Source organism: Nitrospirillum bahiense (assembly GCF_007828025.1).
Lineage (GTDB): Bacteria > Pseudomonadota > Alphaproteobacteria > Azospirillales > Azospirillaceae > Nitrospirillum > Nitrospirillum amazonense.
This window is the reverse complement of the sequence record NZ_VITO01000002.1, coordinates 512,978-529,598: the sequence shown is the minus strand read 5'-3', so window position 1 is coordinate 529,598 and position 16,621 is coordinate 512,978. Positions and strand designations below refer to the sequence as shown.

Sequence of the window (16,621 nt, the reverse complement as noted above, 5' to 3'; positions counted from 1 at the left end):
GACATGGCTTAGTGCTCGTTGGCCGACAGGACTTCGTTGATGCGGTTCTTCAGCACATGGCTGGCGCGGAACACCAGGACGCGGCGGGGCAGGATCGGCACCTCTTCACCCGTCTTGGGGTTGCGGCCGATGCGCTCGCCCTTGGACCGTACGGAGAAGCTCCCGAAGGAGGAAATCTTGACCATTTCCCCCCGCCCCAAGGCGGAGGCGATCTCATCCAGCACGCTTTCCACCAGATCGGCGGACTCATTCCGCGACAGCCCCACCTCTTGGTAGACGGCCTCGCTCAACTGAGCGCGCGTGACGGTGTGATCTCCCATGGGTGCCCTCCCTCAACCAGTGGCCCCTTCGCCAACTGCGGGAACGGTAATGCCAGCCGGGAAAGCCGTCAATTCCAAAGGTTTGCCAAAGTTTTGTCAGATTTGGCTAGACCATCCGTCAGGGCGAAACGGCTGTTGCAGAGCACCCAAGAATGGTGCGCCGCGAAAGCGGGAGGGCCGTCACCGCAATGGCGAAGGGGCGCCCCGGCGGAACGCCCCTTGAATACGTCGGTAAGCGGATTTGGGTGAGCGGATTTGCCGGCTGGCGTAAGTCCACCGATGTGCGGCCTGGCCTAGAAGCGAACCAGCGCGGCGCCCCAGGTGAAACCGCCGCCCATGGCCTCCAGGAGGACTAGCTCGCCCCGCTGGATGCGACCATCGGCCACGGCTTCGCACAGGGCCAGGGGGATGGACGCGGCCGAGGTGTTGCCGTGGTGGTCCACGGTCATCACCACCCGGGCGGGATCCATCTTCAGCTTGCGGCCGGTGTTCTCGATGATGCGGCGGTTGGCCTGGTGGGGCACCAGCCAGTTCAGGTCGGCGGGCGTCAGGCCGTTGGCCTCCAGCGCCTCGCCCACCACCTCGGCCAGGTTGACCACGGCGTGCTTGAACACCTCCTGCCCCGCCATGCGCACATGGCCCACGGTCTGGGTGGAGGACGGACCGCCGTCGACATACAGCAGGTCGTGATGGCGGCCATCGGAATGCAGGTGGGTGGACAGGATGCCGCGGTCGGCGGCCGTGCCCTCGCCTTCCTCGGCGCGCAGCACCACGGCGCCGGCGCCGTCGCCGAACAGCACGCAGGTGGCGCGGTCGTTCCAGTCCAGGATGCGCGAGAAGGTTTCGGCGCCGATCACCAGCACCGTGCGCGCCTGGCCAGCCTTGATGAAGTTGTCGGCCACCGACAGGGCGTAGATGAAGCCGGAGCAGACCGCCTGTACATCGAAGGCGGCGCCCCGGGTCATGCCCAAGGCGGCCTGCACCTTGGCGGCGGTGGCGGGGAAGGTCTGGTCGGGGGTGGCGGTGGCCAGGACGATCAGGTCCAGCTCATCCACCGCGACGTTGCCGTGGGCCAGGGCGGCCCTGGCGGCGGCCAGCGCCAGGTCGGATGTCATCTCGCCTTCGGCGGCGATGTGGCGGCTGCGGATGCCGGTGCGCTGGGTGATCCACTCATCCGAGGTATCGACCATCTTGGCCAGGTCGTCGTTGGTCACGACGCGGGCGGGCAGGTAAGAGCCGCAGCCCACGATCACGGAGCGCATTACCATCGTTCAACCAGCCATCAGGGGATGGGCCGTCACTGGGCGACGGCCTGGGGGTCGGAACCGGAAGCGGCGGCGGACGCCGCCTGCAGGCTTTCCTGCAGCAGGGCCAGCTCCTTGCGGATTTTCTCGTTGAAGCCGTGCTGGACCAGGTCCACCGCCACGCAGATGGCGTTGGCGAAGCCCAGCCCGTCGGTGCCGCCGTGGCTTTTCACGCACACGCCTTGCAGACCCAGGAACATCGCACCGTTGTAGCGGCGGGGATCCATGCGCTGGCGCAGCTTGTTGAACGCGGTGCGGGCCAGCAGATAGCCCAGCTTGGCCAGCAGGGAGGATTGGAAGGTGCGGCGCAGGAATTCGCCGAACAGCTTGCCGGTGCCCTCGGCCGTCTTCAGGGCGACGTTGCCGGTGAACCCATCGGTCACGACCACGTCCACCGTGCCGGCGGCGATGTCGGTGCCTTCCACGAAACCGTGGAAGTTGCGGGCCAGCGGCGTGGCGCGCAGGGCGGAAGCGGCGGTGCGAATGGCCTCATGGCCCTTCTGCTCCTCCGATCCCACGTTCAGCAGGCCGATGGTGGGTTCCAGCAGGCCCAGCACCGTCTGGGCGAACACGGTGCCCAGCACCGCGAACTGCACCAGATTGTCGGCGTCGCATTCCAGATTGGCGCCCAGATCCAGCATCACGCAGTCGCCCCGCATGGTGGGCAGCATGGACGCGATGGCCGGCCGGTCGATCCCCGGCAGGGTCTTCAGCACGAACTTGGCCATGGCCATGAGCGCGCCGGTGTTGCCGGCGGAGACGACGCTGGCCGCCTCCCCCGACGCCACGGCGTCGATGGCCAGACGCATGCTGGAGCCGCGCCCAGAACGAAGGGCCACGGACGGTTTCGCGTCCATGGCCACAACGTCAGCTGTATGGCGAACCTGGGAGATCGCCTTCAGTGCCGGCCGGGCATCGAGCAGCGCATTGATGCGCTGCTCGTCACCGACGAACAGGAAATCGACATTGGGGCAGCGTTCGCGCGCGATATCCGCGCCGTCCACCACCATGTCCGGGGCATGATCGCCGCCCATCGCATCCAGGGCGATTCGCAGGCGTGTGCTCACCGGACGGCGACCTCCTCAAGCACCGTGCGAACCGGATCAGGCGGCAGCGGTAGCAGTGTCGACGACGACCTCACGGCCGTCGTAGTGGCCGCAGGAGCCACAGACGTGGTGCGGGCGGGTCAGCTCACCGCAGTTGCTGCACTCGTGGTGCGCACCGGCGCTGATGGCGTGGTGCGAACGGCGCATGTTGCGGCGAGACTGGGAGGTCTTTTTCTTAGGAACGGCCATGATCGTCTACTCTCTACTCGATTAAGACGACCACTCATGTGCCGTCTTGCTAACCATCGTCAGGCCCCATGCTTTAGCGAAACCGTCATCCTTTTCCCACCCCCAATTTACTAGGGACGGGCTTGCGGAAAACGATACGGGGTCAAACGACAACGAACCCGGCCCAACCCTGGACCGGATCAAACAGGGCGCCTTAAGTACTCGAAATCCCCGGCAAGGGCAAGGGCCAAAGACCAAATTAAGTCTTGGGCCGCAGCTTCGCAAGGGCGGCAAAGGGATTCGGCTTCTCTCCACCGTCGGCGTCCTGGGCGGGCGGCATGCCACTGGCGGGCGACTCCACGTCCTCGCCACCGTCCATATCCGGCGGCGGCTCGTTGGGCGCGTCGGGGAATTCGCCCTCGCCCTCCCAATCCTCCACATGCACGAAGCGCTCGGCATCCGCCTTGCGGGGATAGGGGTCGAGGGCCAGCGACAGGTGCTGGGCCACCAGCTCGCCGATGTCGATGCGGCCGTTCTCGATCGGCTCGGGCGGGTCGGCCTCGTCGTCTAGGCCCAGGTTATCCAGCTCGTCCTCGTCCTTGGGCACCAGATGGGCCGGGGCGAACAGGGCCTGGAAGGTGTCGCGCACCTGGGCCGGCAGCGGCTCAAGCGTCACCACGCAGCTTTGCACCACCTCGGCCTCCAACTCGCCGGTGACGCGCACCATCTGGCCCCCCCGGATGCGGCGCAGGCGCACCAGGGCCGTCAGGCTGTCCAGCGACACGAGATCCAGGCGCTTGGCCAGGGCGGCGCGCTCCGCCGGGGTGGCCGTAATCTTCTCCACGCTCTCGCGGGCGGACACCTTGTCGGCGATGACGGGTCGGGAAAATTCAGGGGCCATGTCGGCCATGACGCGCAACTCCACACTCTAAGAAGTCAAAACAGTCTAAGAAGTCAAAACACTGGCGCGGGGGCGAAGGCGGGCCCGCGCGCCAGTAGGTTGGCCGCCGGCAGGGTGCCCAGCCGGTCGGCGCAGGCTCGGACATAGGTGGCCATGGCCGCCACCTCCGGTCCATCCGGCAGGGTGGAGCCGAAGAGGTTGCGGTCCAGCGCCGCTTCCAGCTCCCCCACCCCGCCTTTCAAGCCCGATTCGTAGGCATCGGCCCGGCCATAGAAATGCGTGCCCAGGTCCTTGACCTTCTTGCCCACCACCATCTCGCTGGCGCCCAGCTCACGCAGGCTGAAGTCCAGATCGGTGAACATATGGTCGAACAGTGCCTGGTTGAGGGCTGCAAGATCTGGCCCTTCCGCCGCCAGACGGCGCATCACCAGCCAGGCGTGCAGCGTCACCACCTCGAACCGGCCTTCCACCGTGTCGGGCACGCCGCGCCCCTCGCCTGCCGCCGCAGCGTAGAATCCAGGCTGACGCGCCTGGTCGACAATGCCGGCATAAAGACGCAACACGGCCGCCTGGTGGCGGTTACGGCTGAACAGGGACTTCAGCAAGGCGATCACGGCGCGGAACCCGGCTTTCGTTGACAGGACAAAGCGGCTGGTGCGATTGTCACCGGCCAGATGGGGGGTGGTCGTCCACCGGTCAAGCGCGACGAGGGACGCCGCGCCGGACGGGGATGGCCTGGAACCCGGGCCGGTTGGTCCTCAATCTCCGGATTATCGCACCCCCCGCGACGGACGGGCGGTGCCTCAATCGTGGAACGGGGCCGACCCGCGATCAACGTTCTTGGGATTAACGTCTTAGACCATGCCGAACAAGACCCTTAAGTTGCTGTCTCCCGCCGGCCTGATTGGCGTGGGCCTGCTCGGGATCGGGCTGACGGCCTGCACTCCCACGGTGAACAACCGCGGCAATCTGGTGGAAGATCGACGCCTGGCCGACGTCCATCCGGGGACCAGCACCAAGGAAGATGTGCAGAAGGCGCTGGGGTCGCCCAGCACCACCAGCACGCTGGACGCCAACGTCTGGTACTACATCGGCGCCATCACCGAGAACGAAGCCTTCTTCGATCCCGATATCGTGCAGCAGCGGGTACTGCAGGTCAGTTTCAACGATCAAGGCGTGGTCAGCGCCATCGGCGACGTGGACCTGACCCAGCAGCAGGACATCAGCCCCGAGGATCGCGAGACCCCGACGGCCGGCCATGAGGTCACCTTCCTGGAGCAGTTGATGGGCAACCTCAACCGCGAGAAGAAGAAGGACGACAAGAAGAAGAAGGGCGGCGGCTAAGGCGCCCTGCCCCTTGCTCGTACCTTCACGGAATAAGGAAAACCCCGGAGCGTTCGCCCCGGGGTTTTTGCTTGGGACTCGAATGGTGCGCGTCAGCCGTGGGCCAGGATGGCCAGCAGCAGCAGCGCCACGATGTTGGTGATCTTGATCATAGGGTTCACGGCGGGGCCAGCCGTGTCCTTGTAGGGGTCGCCCACGGTGTCGCCGGTCACGGCCGCCTTGTGCGCGTCCGAGCCCTTGCCGCCATGGTGGCCCTCTTCGATGTACTTCTTGGCGTTGTCCCAGGCGCCGCCGCCCGAGGTCATGGAGATGGCGACGAACAGCCCGGTGACGATGACGCCCAGCAGCATGGCGCCCACCGCCGAAAACGCCGCCCCCTTGCCGGCGATGGCGTTGATGATGAAGTAAAGCACCACCGGCGCCAGCACCGGCAGCAGCGAGGGGATGATCATCTCCTTGATGGCGGCGCGGGTCAGCAGATCCACCGCCTGGCCGTAGTCCGGCTTGGACGTGCCGGCCATGATGCCGGTGTTCTCGCGGAACTGGCGCCGCACCTCCTCCACCACCGAACCGGCGGCGCGGCCCACCGCCGTCATGCCCATGGCGCCGAACAGGAAGGGCAGCAGCCCGCCCAGGATCAGGCCCACGACGACGAAGGGGTTGTCCAACCCAAAGTCCAGCTTGCCCGACAGGTCGGCGAAGTAGGGATAGTCGGTCGGGTTGGCCATGAAGTAGTGCAGGTCTTCGTTATAGGCGGCGAACAGCACCAGGGCGCCCAGGCCGGCGGAACCGATGGCGTAGCCCTTGGTCACAGCCTTGGTGGTGTTGCCCACGGCGTCCAGCGCGTCGGTGGTCACCCGCACGTCGCCGGGCAGGTCCGCCATCTCCGCGATGCCGCCGCCGTTGTCGGTGACGGGGCCATAGGCGTCCAGCGCCACGATCATGCCGGCCAGGGCCAGCATGCTGGTGACGGCGATGGCGATGCCCAGCAGGCCGGCCATCAGGAAGGTCACCAGGATGGCGGCGCAGATGACGATGGCCGGCAGGGCCGTCGACTCCATGGAGATGGCCAGGCCCTGGATGACGTTGGTGCCGTGGCCGGTGGTGGAGCTTTGCGCCACCGATTTCACCGGGCGATAGTTGGTGCCGGTGTAGTATTCGGTGATCCAGACGATCAGCGCCGTGACAACCAGGCCCACGACGGCGCAGCAGTACAGCGTCTGGCCGGTGAACTCCTTGCCGTTGACGGAGAAGGCGGTCTGCAGATGGTCGGGCAGCACCCAGTAGGTGACGGCCCAGATGCCGACCAGGGACAGGACGCCGGTGGCGATCAGGCCCTTGTACAGCGCCCCCATGATGTTGCCGCTGGCGCCCAGCCGCACGAAGTAGGTCCCGATGATGGAGGTGATGATGCAGACGCCGCCGATGGCCAGCGGGTACAGCATCAAGGGCGCCAGCAGGTCGGTTCCGGCGAAGAAGATGGAGGCCAGCACCATGGTCGCCACCGTGGTGACGGCATAGGTCTCGAACAGGTCGGCCGCCATGCCGGCGCAGTCGCCCACGTTGTCGCCCACGTTATCGGCGATGACGGCGGGGTTGCGGGGATCATCCTCGGGGATGCCCGCCTCGACCTTGCCCACCAGGTCGGCGCCCACGTCCGCCCCCTTGGTGAAGATGCCGCCACCCAGGCGCGCGAAGATGGAGATGAGCGAGGCGCCGAAGCCCAACGCCACCAGGGCGTCGACCAGCGGCCGCCCCGTGATCTCCAGTTGGGAAAGCAGTCCGAAATAGCCGGAGACGCCCAGAAGCGCCAGGCCCGCCACCAGCATGCCGGTGACGGCGCCGGAGCGGAAGGCGATGGACAGGCCCGCCGCCAGGCCATGGCGCGACGCTTCCGCCGTACGCACGTTGGCGCGGACGGAGACGTTCATGCCGATGTAACCCGCCGCCGCCGACAGCACGGCGCCCACGACGAAGCCCAGGGCCACGTACCATTTCAGGGTGACGTACAGTAGAATGGCGATGACGACGCCGACCACGGCGATCGTGCGGTACTGGCGGTTGAGGTACGCCCCCGCCCCCTCTTGGATGGCCGCCGCGATTTCCAGCATGCGGGCGTTGCCCGGGCTGGCGGAAAGAACGGACCTGGCGGTGAAAAGACCATAGAGCACGGCCAAGGCGCCGCACCCCCACACGAAGGGAAGCACTCCTGTCATGTCGTTTCCTTTTCCCAGACTGGTTTCCCAGAGCCGGCGCCGCCCCAATTCTGAACGCTGGGTGTCGGTCGCCGTTTCAGCCTGAAAAAAGTGACATGGAAACAGGGCTTAAGCAATCGCCCCGCAAGGTGGCGTCTAAAGGGTCAGAAAGTAAAACCGGGTATCGACCGCCATGCGGGGAAAGGATGGGGGTAACTCATCGGGGGTAATCTGGGAAAAACCGGATTTTTCATAAAAGCGATGGGCCGCCAGGAACTTAGCGGTTGTGCCCAAATACACGGCCCGCAGCGCCCGATCCCTGGCATGTGCCAGCAAAACCGCCAGCAGCCGGGCGGCCAGCCGGTGTGGCACGCCCCGGTGACTGGCCGCCACGAACATCTTGCGCAAGGCGGCGGCGCCGTCGCCGATGTCCTTCAGCGCGATGGTGCCGACGATGCGGTCCCCCTCCACCGCCACCCAGAATTCCCCGGCGCCTTGCTGGTAAAAGCCTGGAATATCGCGCAGATCCGGTTGTTCGGCATAGGTGATGGGAATATCGAACTCTTCCCGCTGGATGGGGACGATGAGGTCGGCGATGCCCGACTCGTCACCGGGACGATAGGGGCGGATGACCACGTCCGCCATCGTCAGTAGGCCGGGTGCTGGTTGACGGCCTGGATCAGCACGTCATCGACCACGCCCTCGCCCATCACCTTGGGTGTGGCCTCGATCAGCCAGCGGCGCACCGCCACCACGTCGATGACCTGCCCGGCCTTGATCTGCTGCTGGCCCAACTTGCCGTACAGTGTCTCGATGTAGGCGTTCTGCAGGATGTAGCGCCGTTCCTTGACCTTGTCCTTGGCCTCGTCGCTGGCCACCTGGATCTGCACCTGCAGCAACAGGTTCTGCTCGATCTGCTTGTCGCCCATGACGGGCAGGACGAAGGGGCCGATGTCCACGAACTGCGGCGGGCCCACGGGCTTCTTCTTTTCCTCCTCCACCTTGGGCTGACCGTCCTTGTGGACCAGGAAGATGTAGCCGCCCACGCCAGCGCCGATCAGGGCCAGCAGCGCCACCACCAGGAAAAGAATTTTCTTCATCGATATGCATCCAGGGGGACAAGCATTCAGGGAAAAGACCGCGACGGGGCGGAGTTCCCACCCTCGGGCGCCATCCTGACGCCAGGGCGTTAAAAAACCGTGCCCAGCCAAGGGCAAGGCTGCCCCAAAGGGGATGCCTCATTTGGCACAATAGACCAGGATCAGAAGTGCTGCCAGCCGGCGGCGCGGGGGGTGATGTCCCGGCCCATGGCGTCCACCAGCCGGGCGGGACCGGTGCCGTCGGTGAAGCCGCCGCCGGCCGCCAGGGGACGCAGGCTGCCGATCTCGGTGATGGTCAGCTTGGCCTTGGCCGCGGCCGCCATGACGGCGGCGCGCTTGGCCGGCGGGACGGTGAACACCACCTCGTAATCCTCGCCGCCCGTGGCCAGGTCGGTGATGGTGCACGCATGCCCGGCTAGCATGCGGCGGGCGGGCGGCGACAGGGGAATGCGTCCGGCCTCCACCACCGCCACCAGGCCGCTTTCGCGGACGATGTGCCCCAGATCGGCCAGCAGGCCGTCCGACACGTCGGCCGACGCGGTGGCGCCGGCGCGCAGCACCGCACCCACGCCCAGGCGCGGCCGAGGGCGGTAGAAACGGTCCAGCAGGAACTGGCGGTCATCCTCGGGCACGGGCCCCTTGCGCTGGCGGACCAGGGCCAGGCCCAGCGTGGCGTCGCCGATGGTGCCCGTGACGAAGACCAGGTCGCCCGGCCCAGCGCCGACGCGGCGGACGGCGGTGCCGGCGTCGATCAGGCCGAGGGCGCTGATGGCCAGGGTGATGGGCCCGTCGGTGACGGTGCTGTCCCCCCCCAGCAAGTGGATGCCGAATTCCGCCTGGTCGGCGGCCAGGCCGCCGGCGAATCCAGCCAGCCAATCCTCCGGCAGGGTGCGCGGCAGACTGGTGACCAGGCTGTAGGCCAGGGGTTCCGCCCCCTTGGCCGCCAGATCGGACAGGTTGGTGCGCAGCAGCTTGCCGGCCACCAGGCCGGGCGCGTCTTCGGGGAAGAAATGAACGCCGGCCACCATGGCGTCGGTGGTGACCACCAGTTCCTTGCCCGGCGGCACGGTGACATAGGCGGCGTCGTCGCGCAGGCCCTGCGCCCCGGGAAAGCCCTGGGCCAGCGGACGGAAATAGCGGGCGATGCGGTCGAACTCCCCCAGCGGCTGGTCGGCGGCCTTGTCCGGCTTGGCGACGGCGGCGAGCGCCGGGGCGCAGGGATCGGTACCCGTGTCCACCATCCGCTGGGTCAACCTCTCACGGTCGGGGCGGGCGTCAGCCCTGGGCGCCCTCAGTGCTGGTGGCGCGGGACGCCAGCTCATCCGGGCGGACGATGCGGGCGACCTTGTCCAGAACGCCGTTGATCATGCCGGGTTCCCGGCCGGCGAAGAAGCCGTGGGCCACGTCGATGTAATCGTTGATGACGATGCGGGCGGCGGTGTCGCCGCCGGCCAGCAGCTCCCACGCGCCAGCGCGCAGGATGGCGCGCAGCAGCAGTTCCAGCCGATCCAGGTGCTGGCGGTCCAGCGCCTGGCTCAGCACCGGGTCGATCTCATGCTGGCGTGAGGTGGCGCCGCGCACGATGGCGGCGAACAGTTCCCCATCCGCCGAGACGTAGCGGTCGCCGTCCAGTTCCTGGCCCAGGCGGAAATTGGCGTACTCGGTGATGATCACCTCGGGCGAGCTTTCCGTCAGCTCGATCTGGTACAGCGCCTGCACGGCGTTCAGGCGGGCGGCGCTGCGCCGTGCCTTGGCGGAACCGGCCCGCTTGGGCGTGGGAAGCTTCACTTCCGGCGTGGGCGTGGGGGTGGTGACCTTTTTGCGGGGAGCCATGATGTCGGGAACGCTTTTCGCCAGGAAGGAAGGGGAATCGGAAAGTAGGGAAAGATGCGGCAGCCGGGCCCGCCGGCCAACCGAAAAATCATCCGGCATAGCCGGCCTGCCCGTAAAGCAGCCAGCCGCGACACCAGCACCCCGAGCTTTTACCTACCTCTATAGGACGCGACCGCGTCCGCCGGAGCGAGCACCGCAGGGCGCAGCGAGGACAAGCCAAGGCCACGGATGTGGCCGCCCGGCGCCTGAGGGAACACCTAATTAACGCGTGTTCAACCTGAACTGCCGCTTCAACTCGATCATGTCGAGGCAGGCGCGGGCCGCCTCCCCGCCCCGGTTCTTCTGCGCCACCGATGCGCGGGCCCAAGCCTGTTCCCGGTTCTCCACCATCAGCACGCCGTAGCCCAGCGCCAGGGTATGGCGCAGCACCAGCTCGTTCAGGCCCCGGGCGCATTCGGCGGCCACGGTGTCGTAGTGCGTGGTCTCGCCCCGGATGAGGCAGCCCAGCGCCACATAGCCGTCGAAGCGGCGGCGGCCGGAGTAGAAGTCCATAGACTTCACGGCGTACTGCAGGGCCGCCGGCAGCTCGAACGTTCCCGGCACCTGGAAATGCTCGTACGTCGCGCCGGCCCGGGTGATCTCGGCCACGGCCCCGCGCACCAACTCCTCGCCGATGTCCTCGTAGAACCGGGCCTCGACGATCATGATGTGGGGGGCTTCGGCCAAGCGGCGGCTCCTTCAGGCGACCGGGGGGTTAGGCGGCAGTGTGTCAGGCGACCGGGGGGCGCGGCGGGATGGAGCGCTGGCTGAGGATGGTCAGGCCGTAGCCCTCGACCCCCACCAGGGTCTTGGGATTGTTGGTCAACAGGTGCAGTTCCTTGACCCCCAGATCCAGCAGGATCTGCGCGCCCACGCCATAGTCGCGCAACTGGCCGCCGTCGGGGGTGCCGGCGCCGTCCAGCGCCCGCAGACGATCCAAGAGGGAGAAGGGTTGCGCGTCGCGGATGACGACGATGACGCCCCGCCCCTCACGCGCCACGGTGGACATGGCGATGTCCAGGTCGCCAGCGCCCTGGCGCCGCACGTCACCCAGCAGGTCGTGCACCACCTCCAGCGCATGCATGCGGGCCAGCACCGGCCGGCCGTCAGCGACGTCGCCCATGACCAGAGCCAGATGCTCCGCCCCGGTGATGCGGTTCTTGTAGAGGTGCACGGTGAAGTGGCCGCCGTGGCGGCTTTCGATGGCGGTGGTGTAGGTGCGCTCCACCAGCGTCTCGGTGCGGCGGCGATAGGCGATCAGGTCGGCGATGGTGCCGATCTTCAGGCCGTGTTCGGCGGCGAAGGGCAGCAGGTCCGGCAGACGGGCCATGGTGCCGTCGTCGTTCATGATCTCGCAGATCACGCCGGCCGGCAGCTTGCCCGCCAGGCGGGCGAAGTCCACCGCCGCTTCAGTATGGCCGGCGCGGACCAGCACGCCGCCGTCGCGCGCCACCAGCGGGAAGATGTGGCCAGGGCTGGCGATGTCCTGCGGACCACTGTTGGGGGCGATGGCGACGGCGATGGTGCGGGCGCGGTCGGGGGCGGAAATACCGGTGGTGACCCCTTCCCGCGCCTCGATCGACACGGTGAAGGCCGTCTGGTGGCGCGACGCGTTGTCCCGCGACATCAGCGGCAGGTTCAGCCGGTTGATCTGGACCGTGTCCATGGACAGGCAGATCAGGCCGCGGCCGTGGCGGGCCATGAAGTTCACGGCGGCCGCGTCGCAGCACTCCGCCGGGATGACCAGGTCGCCCTCGTTCTCGCGGTCCTCGTCATCCACCAGGATGAACATGCGGCCGGCGCGGGCCTCCTCGATCAGTTCCTCAGGGGTGGACAGGGCCACGGAGACCGGCGTGTTGCTCATTATTTCGTTTCCGCGAGACGGGCGACGTAGCGCGCCAGCATGTCGACTTCCAGGTTGATCACGCCGCCAGCCTTCAGGTGCTGGAAGGTGGTCTTTTCCTGGGTGTGGGGGATGATGTTGATGCCGAAGCGCGTCCCCTCGACCGAGTTCACGGTCAGCGACACGCCGTCCAGCGCGACGGAACCCTTGGCGGCGATGAAGCGCGCCAGGTGCGGCGGCGCGTCGAACCACCAGCGCTGGCTGTCGCCGTCCGGCTGCACATCGACGATGTCGATCACGCCGTCGACATGGCCGTAGACCAGGTGGCCGCCCAGCTCATCGCCCAGGCGCAAGGACCGCTCCAAGTTGACGGGTGTGCCGGCCTGCCAGGTGCCGGTGGTGGTCTTGGAATGGGTCTCGGCGGACACGTCCACCTTGAACCAGCCCCGGCCGCCGCCCTGGTCGCCCCCGGGGCCGCCCCCGGGGCCACCGTCGTGGCCTTTCTCGACCACGGTGAGGCAGACGCCGTTGCAGGCGATGGAAGCGCCGATGGCGACCGTGTCCAGGTCGAAACCGGTGGCGATGGTGAAACGGGTATCGCCACGCCGTTCAACAGCGGTGACCTGCCCGACATCCGTGATGAGTCCGGTAAACATGGGCGACAAACTAGGCCCGGGAGCCCCGGCTGGCGAGTGGAAAATGGCGGCGTTTCTTGCGCAAAGCCGCAAACCGGTCACCCGGTGCGGCGATAGCTCTCGGCCTTGTCATCGCCGGCGGAACGCACGTCCACCAGCGTGAAGCGCGGGGCCGCGTTCAGCCGCTCCACTCCGAAGCCCTGGGCCGCGGCCAGGCCATCGCCGCCGATGACCTTGGCGGCGCGATACCATTCCAGGCGGTCCACCAGATCTTCCTTGAAGAGGGAGGCGGCCAGCTGCGCCCCGCCCTCCACCAGCACCCGGGTCAGGCCCCGGCCGCCCAGGGCCGCCAGCACGTCGGTCAGCGGCATGACGCCGTCGGCGTCGGCCGGAATCTCGATGATGTCCACCCCGCAGTCCTGATAGGCGCGACGGCGGGTGGCATCGCCGCCGGCCAGGGTCGCCACCCACACCGGCACGCGGCGGGCGTCGCACACCAGGCGGCTGGTCAGCGGCAAGCGCAGGCGCCTGTCCACCACGATGCGGATGGGGGATCGGTCCTCCAGCCCCGGCAGGCGGCAGGTCAGCTCCGGATCATCGGCCAGGGCCGTGCCGATGCCCACCATGATGGCGTCGTGGGTGCTGCGCAGGCCATGCCCCCAGGAGCGGGCGACGGGTCCCGTGATCCACTGGCTTTCATGCGCCTTGGTGGCGATGCGGCCGTCCAGCGTGGTGGCCAGCTTCAGGGTCACCATGGGCCGGCCCTCGGTGACGCGGCGCAGGAAGCCCTCCGTCACCAGCCGCGCCTCATCCTCCAGCAGGCCCAATTCCACGGTGATGCCGGCGTCGCGCAGGCGGGTGATGCCCCGGCCGGAGACGCGCGGATCGGGATCGCCGATGGCGACGACGACGCGCTTGATGCCGGCCGCCACCAGCGCGTCGGCGCAGGGCGGCGTCTTGCCGACATGGCTGCAGGGTTCCAGGGTGACGTAAGCGGTGGCCCCTTCCGCCGCGTTGCCGGCCTGGGCCAGGGCCACGGTCTCGGCATGCGGGCGCCCGCCGGGCTGGGTCCAGCCCCGACCCACCACGCGGCCGTCCTTGACGATGACGCAGCCCACCGCCGGGTTGGGCCAGCAGCGCCCCAAGCCGCGCGAGGCGAGCGACAGGGCCGCGCGCATGTGCGCGACGTCGTCAGCGGAGAATTGACTGGGAATCGTGGACATGGGAAGCGGCCTCTCCTCAGTCCATAGGATGGGCCGTCAGGCGGGGCTCGTTCAAGCCCCGCCTGTAGGTATCATATCGTCAGACTTCAGGATCGGTCTTAAGATGGCCGACGAACTCATTGAAATCGGCCACTTCGCGGAAATCCTTGTAGACCGAGGCATAGCGGATGTAGGCAATCTGGTCTAACTGGGCCAGCGTATCCATCACCATGCTGCCGATCTGCTTGGACGGGATTTCCGTCTCACCGGACGATTCCAGCTGGCGAACGATGGAGTTCACCACCCGGTCGATGCGGTCGGCGTCCACCGGCCGTTTGCGCAAGGCGACCCGCATCGACCGCAAGACCTTCTCGCGGTCGAAGGGTTCGCGCTGCCCGGTCGCCTTCACCACGGTCAGCTCACGCAGTTGCACGCGCTCGAACGTCGTGAACCGCGCGCCGCAGGAGGGGCAGAAGCGGCGGCGGCGGATGGCGGAGTTATCCTCGGTGGGCCGAGAATCCTTCACCTGGGTGTCGTCGTTACCACAAAACGGGCAGCGCATTACTCCTGGTCCCCCTCCGTGTAAGGCCGTTCAACCAGCCCTGTTTCAGTAAATCGGGAAACGGCGGCAGAGCGCCTGAACCTTTTCCCGCACCCGCGCCTCGGCGGCCGAGTTGTCGCCGTTGGACTTGGCCAGCGCGTCCAGCACCTCGATGATCATCTCGCCGACCTGGCGGAATTCCTCGGTGCCGAAGCCGCGCGTGGTGGCGGCCGGGGTGCCCAGGCGGACGCCGGAGGTCACCATCGGCTTCTCCGGGTCGAAGGGCACGCCGTTCTTGTTGCAGGTCATGCCGGCGTGTTCCAGGCTGACCTCGGCGTCGCGGCCCGTCAGCTTCTTGGGACGCAGGTCGACCAGCACGATGTGGCTGTCGGTGCCGCCGGAGACGATGTCCAAGCCCCCCTTGATCAGCACGTCGGCCAGCACCTGGGCGTTGGCCTTCACCTGGGCGGCGTATTCCTTGAACTCGGGCTTCAGCGCCTCGCCGAAGGCCACGGCCTTGGCGGAGATGACGTGCATCAGCGGGCCGCCCTGCAGGCCGGGGAACACCGCCGAGTTGATCTTCTTGCCCAGATCCAGGTCGTTGGACAGGATCATGCCGCCGCGCGGACCGCGCAGGGTCTTGTGCGTGGTGGTGGTGACGATGTGGGCGTGCGGCAGCGGGCTGGGATAGACGCCGGCGGCGACCAGGCCCGCGTAATGGGCCATGTCCACCATCAGGTAGGCGCCGATCTCATCCGCGATGGCGCGGAAACGGGCGAAGTCGATCTCACGCGGGTAGGCGGACGCGCCGGCGATGATCAGCTTGGGCTTGTGCTCGCGGGCCTTGGCCTCCATCGCCTCGTAATCGATGCGGTGGTCTTCCGGGCGCACGCCGTAGCTGACGACGTTGAACCATTTGCCGGACTGGTTGGCGGCGGACCCGTGGGTCAGGTGGCCGCCATGGGTCAGGTCCATGCCCATGAAGGTGTCGCCCGGCTTCAGCAGGGCCATGAACACCGCCTGGTTGGCCTGCGCGCCGGAATGCGGCTGCACGTTGGCATAGGCGCAGTTGAACAGGGCCTTGGCGCGGTCGATGGCCAGCTGCTCGGCCACATCGACATATTCGCAGCCGCCGTAGTAGCGCTTGGACGGGTAACCTTCGGCGTACTTGTTGGTCAGGACGGAGCCCTGGGCCTCCAGCACGGCGCGGGAAACGATGTTCTCCGACGCGATCAGCTCGATCTGGTCCTGCTGGCGGTGCAGCTCGTCACCAATGACGCGGGCCAGTTCGGGATCGGCCGCCGCCAGCGTGTCGCTGAAGAAACCGGCGCTTTGAGTAAAAGCCATTCTGACAACCCTCTATGATGCGGATCCCATGTCGTCTGGACCCGCGCCGGGGCGCCGGTCCCGGGGAAAGGCGCCTCAGCCCAGCATGGCAACGCGCCGGGCGTGACGTCCCCCTTCATACGGCGTGGACAGGAAAGCCAAGGTGCAATCGCGCGCCACCTCCAGCCCGACGATGCGGGCGCCCAGCACCAGGACGTTGGCGTCGTTGTGCTGGCGGCAGAGGCGGGCGGTGGTGATGTCGTGACACAGGGCCGCGCGGACATGGCGGTGCCGGTTGGCGGCGATGCTGATGCCGATGCCGGTGCCGCAGATCAGCACGCCGGCCTCGGCCCGGCCGTCGGCCAGGGCGGCCGCCACGGCGTCGGCGAAATTGGGGTAGTCGACGCTTGCGGGGCCATTGGTGCCCAGGTCCAGGACGGTCACGCCCTGTTCCTCCAGCAGCGCCTTCAGCGCGGCCTTCAGCTCGGTGCCGGCGTGATCGGAAGCAATGGCAAACGTCTTGGCGGTCATGAGGCCCAACCCATTTCGTGAACGCGCGCGCCCGGGGGCGCGCCCGCATGGCCCGCTCCCCGGCGCCGCCCCCGGGCCCGGACGCCCGCGAATGGTGCGGCGCCACAAGAAGTGGGGGCTAAAAACCGTGTGGACACTACCAGATGCGCCCTGCCGGCACCAGTTCCGGGATCCGCTGGCGGCGCAGCCAGGATATGCCTGGCACGCCGATCTAAACCCGGCGCGTCGGTCAA

19 protein-coding genes are annotated in these 16,621 nt (G+C 67.6%); 1 reads left to right on the top strand and 18 read right to left on the bottom strand.

Going from position 1 to position 16,621, the window contains the following annotated elements:
• Positions 1-8: 8 nt before the first annotated feature.
• The 6 genes from FBZ88_RS05040 to FBZ88_RS05015 form a co-directional block, all read right to left on the bottom strand.
• Positions 9-320 carry an integration host factor subunit alpha gene (locus FBZ88_RS05040; RefSeq protein WP_040847058.1) on the bottom strand — a complete coding sequence of 104 codons (312 nt, stop codon included), beginning with the start codon at positions 318-320 and terminating at the stop codon, positions 9-11.
• A gap of 293 nt (positions 321-613) precedes the next feature.
• Positions 614-1,588 carry a beta-ketoacyl-ACP synthase III gene (locus FBZ88_RS05035; RefSeq protein ID WP_145615680.1) on the bottom strand — a complete coding sequence of 325 codons (975 nt, stop codon included), beginning with the start codon at positions 1,586-1,588 and terminating at the stop codon, positions 614-616.
• 29 nt (positions 1,589-1,617) lie between these two features.
• Complete coding sequence (gene plsX, locus FBZ88_RS05030; RefSeq protein WP_088871462.1) at positions 1,618-2,691, bottom strand: phosphate acyltransferase PlsX; 1,074 nt, start codon at positions 2,689-2,691, stop codon at positions 1,618-1,620.
• A 36-nt stretch (positions 2,692-2,727) separates the two neighbouring features.
• Positions 2,728-2,919: a 50S ribosomal protein L32 gene (gene rpmF, locus FBZ88_RS05025; protein WP_081486680.1), complete on the bottom strand. Its 192-nt coding sequence runs from the start codon at positions 2,917-2,919 to the stop codon at positions 2,728-2,730.
• 238 nt (positions 2,920-3,157) lie between these two features.
• Positions 3,158-3,808, bottom strand: a complete 651-nt coding sequence (locus tag FBZ88_RS05020) for a YceD family protein (RefSeq protein ID WP_145615679.1) — start codon at positions 3,806-3,808, stop codon at positions 3,158-3,160.
• A 44-nt stretch (positions 3,809-3,852) separates the two neighbouring features.
• On the bottom strand, positions 3,853-4,413 hold the full coding sequence (locus FBZ88_RS05015; RefSeq protein ID WP_186464207.1) for a ubiquinol-cytochrome C chaperone family protein: 561 nt from the start codon (positions 4,411-4,413) through the stop codon (positions 3,853-3,855).
• Between the two features lie 247 nt (positions 4,414-4,660).
• On the opposite strand from FBZ88_RS05015, the gene FBZ88_RS05010 reads away from it, so the two are divergent.
• Positions 4,661-5,143 (top strand): outer membrane protein assembly factor BamE, encoded by a 483-nt coding sequence (locus tag FBZ88_RS05010; RefSeq protein WP_145615677.1) that lies wholly within the window; start codon positions 4,661-4,663, stop codon positions 5,141-5,143.
• A 92-nt stretch (positions 5,144-5,235) separates the two neighbouring features.
• On the opposite strand, the gene FBZ88_RS05005 is transcribed toward FBZ88_RS05010, so the two are convergent.
• The 12 genes from FBZ88_RS05005 to rpiB form a co-directional block, all read right to left on the bottom strand.
• A complete protein-coding gene (locus tag FBZ88_RS05005) occupies positions 5,236-7,359 on the bottom strand; it encodes a sodium-translocating pyrophosphatase (protein WP_145615676.1) in 2,124 nt (707 codons plus the stop codon).
• 135 nt (positions 7,360-7,494) lie between these two features.
• Complete coding sequence (locus FBZ88_RS05000; protein WP_145615675.1) at positions 7,495-7,983, bottom strand: GNAT family N-acetyltransferase; 489 nt, start codon at positions 7,981-7,983, stop codon at positions 7,495-7,497.
• Positions 7,984-7,985: 2 nt separating this feature from the next.
• Positions 7,986-8,438, bottom strand: a complete 453-nt coding sequence (locus FBZ88_RS04995; RefSeq protein ID WP_088871458.1) for a flagellar basal body-associated FliL family protein — start codon at positions 8,436-8,438, stop codon at positions 7,986-7,988.
• 161 nt (positions 8,439-8,599) lie between these two features.
• The gene (gene thiL / locus FBZ88_RS04990) at positions 8,600-9,679 is read right to left on the bottom strand and encodes a thiamine-phosphate kinase (protein ID WP_145615674.1); all 1,080 of its coding nucleotides are present in this window, start codon (positions 9,677-9,679) and stop codon (positions 8,600-8,602) included.
• A 34-nt stretch (positions 9,680-9,713) separates the two neighbouring features.
• Complete coding sequence (nusB, locus tag FBZ88_RS04985; RefSeq protein WP_246138501.1) at positions 9,714-10,271, bottom strand: transcription antitermination factor NusB; 558 nt, start codon at positions 10,269-10,271, stop codon at positions 9,714-9,716.
• 261 nt (positions 10,272-10,532) lie between these two features.
• Positions 10,533-10,997 (bottom strand): 6,7-dimethyl-8-ribityllumazine synthase, encoded by a 465-nt coding sequence (gene ribH / locus FBZ88_RS04980; RefSeq protein WP_145609424.1) that lies wholly within the window; start codon positions 10,995-10,997, stop codon positions 10,533-10,535.
• A 43-nt stretch (positions 10,998-11,040) separates the two neighbouring features.
• The gene (gene ribB, locus FBZ88_RS04975) at positions 11,041-12,174 is read right to left on the bottom strand and encodes a 3,4-dihydroxy-2-butanone-4-phosphate synthase (RefSeq protein WP_186464206.1); all 1,134 of its coding nucleotides are present in this window, start codon (positions 12,172-12,174) and stop codon (positions 11,041-11,043) included.
• Positions 12,174-12,809, bottom strand: coding sequence for a riboflavin synthase (locus FBZ88_RS04970; protein ID WP_145615672.1), 636 nt, complete (start codon positions 12,807-12,809; stop codon positions 12,174-12,176). The genes ribB and FBZ88_RS04970 overlap by 1 nt, the downstream gene beginning before the upstream one ends.
• 77 nt (positions 12,810-12,886) lie before the next feature.
• Positions 12,887-14,011, bottom strand: a complete 1,125-nt coding sequence (gene ribD / locus FBZ88_RS04965) for a bifunctional diaminohydroxyphosphoribosylaminopyrimidine deaminase/5-amino-6-(5-phosphoribosylamino)uracil reductase RibD (RefSeq protein WP_246138500.1) — start codon at positions 14,009-14,011, stop codon at positions 12,887-12,889.
• A gap of 79 nt (positions 14,012-14,090) precedes the next feature.
• Positions 14,091-14,552, bottom strand: coding sequence for a transcriptional regulator NrdR (gene nrdR, locus FBZ88_RS04960; protein WP_088871453.1), 462 nt, complete (start codon positions 14,550-14,552; stop codon positions 14,091-14,093).
• A gap of 45 nt (positions 14,553-14,597) precedes the next feature.
• On the bottom strand, positions 14,598-15,878 hold the full coding sequence (glyA, locus tag FBZ88_RS04955) for a serine hydroxymethyltransferase (RefSeq protein WP_145615671.1): 1,281 nt from the start codon (positions 15,876-15,878) through the stop codon (positions 14,598-14,600).
• Between the two features lie 75 nt (positions 15,879-15,953).
• Positions 15,954-16,388 (bottom strand): ribose 5-phosphate isomerase B, encoded by a 435-nt coding sequence (gene rpiB / locus FBZ88_RS04950; RefSeq protein WP_145615670.1) that lies wholly within the window; start codon positions 16,386-16,388, stop codon positions 15,954-15,956.
• Positions 16,389-16,621: the final 233 nt, after the last annotated feature.